General features: G+C 60.9%; 7 protein-coding genes. All 7 read right to left on the reverse strand.

Going from position 1 to position 7855, the window contains the following annotated elements:
• Window positions 1-11: 11 nt before the first annotated feature.
• The gene (locus AC1D35_RS28250) at window positions 12-1310 is read right to left on the reverse strand and encodes a hypothetical protein (protein ID WP_477941228.1); all 1299 of its coding nucleotides are present in this window, start codon (window positions 1308-1310) and stop codon (window positions 12-14) included.
• The gene (locus AC1D35_RS28255) at window positions 1307-2863 is read right to left on the reverse strand and encodes a VWA domain-containing protein (RefSeq protein WP_113311919.1); all 1557 of its coding nucleotides are present in this window, start codon (window positions 2861-2863) and stop codon (window positions 1307-1309) included. Before AC1D35_RS28255 ends, AC1D35_RS28250 begins: the two co-directional genes overlap by 4 nt.
• Window positions 2860-3849: a VWA domain-containing protein gene (locus tag AC1D35_RS28260; RefSeq protein ID WP_113311920.1), complete on the reverse strand. Its 990-nt coding sequence runs from the start codon at window positions 3847-3849 to the stop codon at window positions 2860-2862. Before AC1D35_RS28260 ends, AC1D35_RS28255 begins: the two co-directional genes overlap by 4 nt.
• Window positions 3836-4348, reverse strand: a complete 513-nt coding sequence (locus tag AC1D35_RS28265; RefSeq protein WP_113311921.1) for a DUF4381 domain-containing protein — start codon at window positions 4346-4348, stop codon at window positions 3836-3838. Before AC1D35_RS28265 ends, AC1D35_RS28260 begins: the two co-directional genes overlap by 14 nt.
• A complete protein-coding gene (locus AC1D35_RS28270) occupies window positions 4348-5301 on the reverse strand; it encodes a DUF58 domain-containing protein (RefSeq protein ID WP_113311922.1) in 954 nt (317 codons plus the stop codon). The genes AC1D35_RS28265 and AC1D35_RS28270 overlap by 1 nt, the downstream gene beginning before the upstream one ends.
• The gene (locus tag AC1D35_RS28275; protein ID WP_477941231.1) at window positions 5298-6275 is read right to left on the reverse strand and encodes an AAA family ATPase; all 978 of its coding nucleotides are present in this window, start codon (window positions 6273-6275) and stop codon (window positions 5298-5300) included. The genes AC1D35_RS28270 and AC1D35_RS28275 overlap by 4 nt, the downstream gene beginning before the upstream one ends.
• Window positions 6276-6346: 71 nt before the next feature.
• Window positions 6347-7855: arylsulfatase (locus AC1D35_RS28280; protein ID WP_477941233.1), on the reverse strand; the 1509-nt coding region annotated here is incomplete at its 5' end.

A 7855-nucleotide genomic window follows, 5' to 3' on the forward strand; every position in this document is an offset into this window, starting at 1 on the left:
GTGTAGCGCTGTCAGGCGGGTTCTGTTCCGTCAGCCGCGACCGGATTGAGGGGCGGCAGGCTTGATCGCTTTTTCTCGTCGATCACAGGGCCATGTCGGGCAAGGGCTGTTGCGATTGCCGCCCGATCTATTTTCAGCCCGACCTGCGCTGCAAAGAGCTTGCGTTCCAAAAGATCGGCCTGCTGTTTGAGGACGGGGGAACCCTCCTTTGCCAGCCAATCAGCGATGGTTCGGTATCCGAACTCTGATGCCCAAGCCTGTAGAGCCGCATAGACGGCGGTTTCGTTTCCGGCCTCGATGGTCTGCGTTATTTGGCGAAGCCGGTAGGAACGGGAATTGTGCCAGAGATCCCGGCGTTTCGAGCGCCACGCTGCAAACCGGGGTGCGAGCCAGCGGACAATGAAAACGGCAATCGCAAGTGCCATGGCGATTGCGGCGATGAGCCAGATGCTGCCCTGGCGCGATGAGCTGCCCGCTTCTTCCGAGAGCTGCGGTGCGATTGCCTCTTTGACGGATGCGGGACTGACCGAAACTTTCACGTCAGGAAGTGCTGCTGTTTTTTCCGCTTTGCTGTCCACATCGAACCAGGGATAGGAAACCGCCGGTATGTCGAATGTCCCGGCAGYGGCGGCGGTATAGACGATGGTTTCGGTGCGCCGGCTGGCCGTTTCCCTGTTGATGTCTATGCCGTCCTCGATCTTCGGCGGCTTCACATATTGCTGCAGTCCGGATGTGTGGCCGAGCTCAACCGGCGGGATCATCATCGCCTGTGTGTCCAGGGCCGTGATGGCGATGATGCGGGAAAGCGCATCGCCTGCCTTCAGCTTGGACGGGTCACGATCGAAGGATTGTTCGATCGTCAAGCCATCGGCGGCAAATACTGGCTGGTCGGGAAGGGAGCTGCCGCCAACTTTGAACGAAATGCCTGGGATGGTGACGGTTGCCTTTGTCGGCTTTCCTCCCACCGAATAGCCGAGTTCGATCGGGATATCCGGCAGGGTATAGGGGCCAGACGCTTCCGGCACGACCGCATAGCTGCGGCGGATGCCGGAATATTGTACGCCGTCGATGGTCTGGGTCAGATTGAAGCCGCGCTCGTCCGGCAGGGTGACCATGGCATTCGGAACGGCGAATAAGGGAAACTGCGGCGGCGAGGTGAAGAAGTCCGGCACGAAGACATCGACCGTCAGGCGCAGCTGTTGCCCCGGCACGACGTCACCGTTCCCCTCGATTGCCGCGCGGGCGAATGGTTCGGCAGCCAATGCGTTTCCCAAGATGAACAGCCAAAGCAACAGGGCTGACCGGATCATGGTTTGCCCCCTTTCGCTTCCATCGCGAATTTACGCGCCATCAGGTCGGCCGGGCTCACCTGGATATTCTTCATCCACATTTCCGAGGTCTGCTCGGCGATGCTGATCTGTCCTTCCTTGCCTTGCTTTCCCTTGTCGTCGAACTGGACGCTGTCGGGCTTTTCATTCGGCTCCTGCGGTTGCTCCTGTTCCTTCTCCTGCTGCTTCTTCAAAAGCCTTTCGGCGATCACGAGATCGGCTTGAGCCTCCGGCCAGTCCTTCCGTTTTTCGATTGCTTTCCGATAGGCCGCGACAGCTTCCTCGAACTTGCCGAGATGCAGGAGGGTGTTTCCCTGATTGTACCAGCTTTCAGCCGTATCGACGGCAGCGAAGGCATCAAGCGCATCCTCAAAATGCCCGGTCCTGTAAAGCGCTACACCCTTCCACATAGGATCCTGGAAATGGCCGGCGGCCCCCTCGAAGTCGGCCCGTTCAAAAGCCAGTCGCCCCTGCTGATCCGGCGTCAGCCATAGATCCATGAAGTCAGCCGCCTCGGCCGGGGACGGCGTCAGCAGCCGGATGGCGAGAAGCATGGCGCCGACCTTGACCACCCAGCCGCGCCGGAAGGAGAGAGCAAGCAGCAAGGCGACCGGAGCGACCAGCCACCAGCCGGCATCGCGCCAACGATTGCCTTCTGAGGTCTGTGCATCCGCAAAATTCGTGCTGATGCGCTGGATGATCCAGCGGACGTCGGTATCGTCATTGGTGATCGTGGCGACATCGGCCCCGGTTGCCGACTTCACCTGCTTCAGGGCCTCGACATCGAGTTTAGGCAGGAGGCGCCCGCCGCCGGCATTGGTCAGGAAATTGCCGTCGGCCGTCTTGACTGGCCCACCCTCGGCGGTGCCGATACCGAGAATAACCACCCCGTTGGCATTCGTGGCCTTCAGTGCGTCGAGCCCGGCCGGTTCGATACCATCCGTCAGGAAAAGGATCGTGCCGGCCATCCCCTCCGTCTTGAAGAGGCTGTTCGAAAGTGCAAGCGCGCCTGACGTGTTCTTGCCGGGCTCTGGCATGATGCGCGTCGCCAGCGCATCCGAATAGCTTTCTATAAGGGATGCATCTTCTGTCAGCGGCACGACGAGATGGGCGGTGCCGGCATAGGCGACGATTGCGGTTTTTGCTCCGGGCCGCGCAGCGAGAATATCCTGGATCTTGAGTTTTGCGCGTTCGATGCGGCTGGGGCTGATATCGATCGCATCCATGGTCGGCGAAAGATCGATGGCGATGACAAGGGGCGCTGTATCCTCGACAAAGGGGGGTGCCTCGTGCTGCCATGCCGGGCCTGCTGCGGCAATAGTGCCCAAAGCCAGCAGGCCGGCGAGCAGCCATGATGGATTGATCCGGCCGTGACGGTTTGCCTCGACGATCAGCTTGTCGAGCAGATGCGGCGCGATCATGCCCTTCCAGCGGTCGCGAATATCGTCCGAGCGGGCCGCGAACCAGAGAATAACGAGCGGAACGAGCAGGGCGAGTAACCACCATGGCCGCAGAAAGTGCAGGTCGGTGATCATGCCGCTGCCCTCCGGCGGATCAGACCGAGAGAGCCCGCGAGGAAATAATAGAGAGCGAGAATGACAATCGCCGCGCCGAGCGGCCAATGGAACAGTTCGATACGCGGACGCCAGGACAGCACTTTCTGGTCTTCCGGCGTGATCTGGTCGAGAACGTCGTATATGGTCGCGAGCTGGCTCTGGTCACCGCCGAAGAAATAGCGGCCGCCGGTATCGGCGGCGATCTTCTGGAGTGTCCTTGTATCCAGCTTGTCCTCGCCCATGGCGGCCGGGTCACCGATGCCGATTGCATGGATGACGATGTCATTCTTTCCGGCGATCTCTGCCGCCTTCAACGGCGGCATCTTGCTGGCCGTATCGTTGCCGTCGGTGAGCAGGATCAGCACCTTTTCGGGGGCGGTTGTCTTTTCGAACATTCTGAGCGCCAGGCCGATCGAATCTCCGAGCGATGTTCGCGGACCTGCGATGCCGGGCAGCAGTCCGTTGATCATCAGTCGGACGAGGTCGTGATCCATGGTGAAAGGTGCCAGCGGGTAGGGCGCATCGCCGAAGGCGATCAGGCCAAGCCGGTCACTGGGTCGTTTCGTCACGAAATCGGCGACCACGGTTCGCACGGCGTCGACGCGCGCTCCCAGACTGCCGTCAGGCAATGGAAAATCACGCGTTTCCATGGATTGCGACAGGTCGAGGGCCAGCAGGATATCACGTTGCGGTTCCACCTTTTCGAGCGGCGGCTCGACGAATTGCGGCCGGGCAAGCGCGAGAACGACGAAGCACCAGGCAAGACCTTCGGCAAGGCTCTGATGCCATGTCCGTTTTGGCACTACGGAACCTTCCGTCGGCTGAACCCCTGCCGCATGAGCCACTTGATCGAAAAAGGGCAGGCGGATCGATGCCGACGTTTCCCTGTGCGCCGGCAGCAGCCACCAGACCAGCAGGGGAAGCGGAAGCAGTAGAAGCAGCCATGCATGCTCAAGCTGGTACATGGTGCCCCCTGATCCACCGTCTCGATTTGAGGACGAGCTGGTCGGCAACATCATCAGGAAGTGCCGCAATGGCGGCGTCATCGCGATATTCGAGATCATCGAGGAGGCGGCTAAATGCATTATCCGCTCCGCGGCTGTTCAGACGCCGTGCCCATGCCTGACCGGTAAGGGATGCGACATCGCTCCTTGGTGATGCCGCGAGCGCAGTACGCTTCAGCAGTTCTGTCAGTTCGTGGACGCCCTTTTCGCGATAGATCGGGTTGCGGATGTCTGCCGCGATGCCGTCAAGCAATCGCAGCGCTTCCCGCCGGTAGGCATTGCGGCGATATCGTCTCAGCCAGACAAGGAAAGCTGAGAGCAACAGGATGCCGAGCAAGGCGGCGAGCGCGACCCAGCCCCAGGTCTGCGGCAGCCAGGACACTGGCGGCGGAACCGCGATGTCATGCAAAGAGCGGAGCGCCGTCTCGGTGATGGGATCGAGCTGAATTTTCGGCTCCATCATCGCCTCCGTTGCCGCCAGGTGGATTGTTCGAGCAGGCGGCGAAGCTGTGGAGCAGTCTCCTCTGCCGTAGAGACAGGCAGCATCGGAAGGCCGAGTTCGCGCTGCCAGGCCATCAATTCGCGGCCGCGGTTGCGGGCAAAAGTATCGATGGATTTGCGGACGCCTGCCTCGCTCAGGGACAGTTCCGCCTGCAATCCGCCGCCGCTGACGACGATATTGGCGGCTTTGGGAAGCTCCAGAAGGAAAGGGTCGTAGATCAGCAGGCAGATCACGTCGTTGCGGGTCGAGAGCGCCAGCATCAGATTGCGCGTCGTTTCCCCATGCCCATCAAAATCGCTGATGACGACGACAAGGTGATCGTGATGGGCGATTGCGGCCACGCGCTGCAGTACCGTGTCCAGAGAGGCGGGGGAGGGTATGTCGGTGAACCGCGAATTCAGGGTCTGGTTCTTGGAGGCGATCCTGTCGGCAAGCGCGATGACGGCGTTGCGGCTGCGATATGGCTTGACCTCTTCGATGTCGCCATCGCCAAAGATGAAGCCGCCGACCCGATCGCCCGAGCCGAGAATGCGCCAGGCGCAGAGCATGGCGGCCTCGGCGGCGGTGACGGATTTCATGGCGCGACGGCTGCCGAAGAACATGTTGATCCGCTGGTCGACCACGAGGATCGCCGGCCGCTCCTTCTCCTCGCCATAAATGCGCACGACCGGTTTGTTCGTGCGGGCCGTCACGCGCCAATCGATGGAGCGGATATCGTCACCCGGCAGATATTCCCGCAATTCCTCGAAGATCAGCCCGCGGCCGCGCAGCGCCGATTGCATGCGGCCGGCAAGCTGCTGGTGGCTTTTCGCCTTCTGGATAAAGGTCAGGTTGCGGGCGCGGCCCTCGAGAGCGACGAGCTGTTCCGTCGTGACATGAACACCATCGCTGCTTTTGGCCGCCGCACTCATGAAACCGCAACCAGTTCGGTGATGCGGTCGATCACCTGATTGGCGCTCGTATCGGCCGCATGCGCCTCGTAGGAGAGGATGAGGCGGTGGCGGAAGACATCGTTGACGATGGCCTTCACGTCGTCAGGGGTCACATAATCGCGGCCCTTCAGCCATGCATAGGCGCGCGAGACCTTGTCGAGGCCGATGACGCCACGCGGGCTGACGCCGACCTGCAGGAGCTTCGCCAGATCCTTGTCGTAACGATCCGGATAACGCGTCGCGAAGACGAGAGCGACGATATATTTCTCGACCGGTTCGGAGACCGTCACCGCGCCGATTTCCGTGCGGGCGTCGAAGACGGCCTGCGGGTTCAGGCGCTCGATGGCTGGCGCGGAGCCCTTGTTGTGGGCGGCGTTCTCCTCGTCTCGGTTGAGCCGCATGATCGCGGCTTCCGATTGCTCATCGGGATAGCCGACCTCGACATGCATGAGGAAACGATCGAGCTGCGCTTCCGGCAGGGGATAAGTGCCTTCCTGCTCGATCGGGTTTTGCGTCGCCATGACCATGAAGAGATCAGGCAGCGGATAGCTTTTGCCGCCGACCGTGACCTGCCGTTCCTCCATTGCCTCCAGCAGGGCCGATTGCACCTTGGCGGGCGCGCGGTTGATCTCGTCGGCGAGGATGAGATTGGCGAAGATCGGTCCCTGCTGGAACTTGAACTCGCCCTTGCCGCCTTCGGAGAAGTAAACCTCCGACCCCGTGATATCGGCAGGTAGCAGGTCCGGGGTGAACTGGACGCGAGAAAGCTCTGAATCGAGGTTTTTCGCCAGGCTCTTGATTGCGCGCGTCTTGGCGAGGCCCGGCAGGCCCTCGACCAGCAGATGGCCATTGGCAAGGAGCCCGAGCAGCAAACGCTCGACCATCGTCTCCTGACCGATGATCGATTGGCCGATGCGCTTGCCGAGATCGAGAATATCGTCACGTGCCGYCATGTGCGCTCCGCGGAGTTCGAATTGCAGGCGCGATAGGATTCGCCGCGCCTGTGATCTTTCGACAGGTGGCGCTATTGGGCGCCACTTGGGCTTTGCTCGAGCGATCGCATCAGCGCCTCGACCATCTGGTCGACGCTGAAGCTTGCTGAGCGCTGGCTCGGGGGGAATTCGCGAAAAGTCTGGAGGAACGGCGCTACCCGCCAGACACCGTACTGAATGAGGTAGGCGTTCTTGGCCAGCCAGTCGTAATACTGGTCGGAGACGACATCCGCGCGCTCGTACGGATCCATCCTGAGATTGAAGACCTTTGGTGCGCGCAGGCAAACGAAGGGGTTGGCCCATACTACGAAGCCGCCTGGCTCCCGCTGTTCGCAGAAGACGATTTTCCAGTCGTTGTAGCGATAGGCGACGAGTTGTCCTTCATCGTTGAAGTAGTAGAAATCGTGGCGGTCCGATTTCTGTTCCTGACCCGTCAGATATGGCAACTGGTTATAGCCGTCGAGATGGACCTTGAACTGGTTGCCGCCGATCGTCGTGCCTTTCGCGAGCTTGTCCTTGATGTCGGGGTTGCCGGCCGCCGCAAGCAGCGTCGGGAACCAGTCCAGGCCGGACATCATCTGGTTGGAAACTTCGCCGGGCTTGATGTGTCCTGGCCAGCGAACCAGGGCGGGGACACGGAACGCACCTTCCCAGTTGGTATCCTTCTCGCTGCGGAACGCCGTAGTGGCGGCATCGGGCCAGGACCATTGGTTGGGGCCGTTGTCGGTCGTGTATACCACGATCGTGTTGTCGGCGATGCCGAGATCGTCGAGGGCTTTCAAGAGCTTGCCGACATCGCCGTCGTGCTCGATCATGCCATCCGCATATTCGTTGCCGGGCATGCCGCTCTGGCCCTGCATCGATTCACGCACATGCGTGAAGGCATGCATGCGGGTGGTATTCATCCAGGTGAAGAAGGGTTTGCCCGCCTTGGCCTGCCTGTCCATGAAATCGATCGCCGCTGCGGTCGTCTCGTCGTCGATGGTTTCCATGCGTTTCGTGTTGAGTGCGCCGGTATCCTCGATCTTGCCGTCTGCCGTCGCTTTCAAAACGCCGCGCGGCGAATTCGCGCGCACGAATTCCTGATCGTCCTTCGGATAATAGGGACGTTCTGGCTCTTCTTCGGCATTCAGGTGATAGAGGTTGCCGTAGAACTCGTCGAAACCGTGCTTGATTGGCAGGAATTCGTCGCGGTCGCCGAGATGGTTCTTGCCGAACTGGCCTGTCGTATAACCGAGCGGCTTAAGAGCCTGGGCAATGGTAATGTCTCGCGACTGCAGGCCGACTGTCGCGCCGGGAATCCCGACCTTGCAAAGCCCGGTGCGCAGGCAGACCTGGCCGGTGATGAAGGTGGAGCGGCCCGCCGTGCAGCTGTTCTCGGCATAATAATCCGTGAACATCAGTCCTTCCTTGGCGATACGGTCGATGTTGGGCGTGCGGTAACCCGTGACGCCGAAGGAATAGGCGCTGATATTGGTCTGGCCGACGTCGTCGCCGAAGATGACGAGGATGTTCGGCTTGTCGGGTGTTTCGGGAGAAGC

This window comes from Rhizobium sp. P1_E6 (assembly GCF_056405875.1).

Coding starts and splice junctions, on each gene's coding strand:
- AC1D35_RS28255 (WP_113311919.1), bottom strand. CDS start 2,863: ATGATCACCGACCTGCACTTTCTGCGGCCATGGTGGTTACTCGCCCTG.
- AC1D35_RS28260 (WP_113311920.1), bottom strand. CDS start 3,849: ATGTACCAGCTTGAGCATGCATGGCTGCTTCTACTGCTTCCGCTTCCC.
- AC1D35_RS28265 (WP_113311921.1), bottom strand. CDS start 4,348: ATGGAGCCGAAAATTCAGCTCGATCCCATCACCGAGACGGCGCTCCGC.
- AC1D35_RS28270 (WP_113311922.1), bottom strand. CDS start 5,301: ATGAGTGCGGCGGCCAAAAGCAGCGATGGTGTTCATGTCACGACGGAA.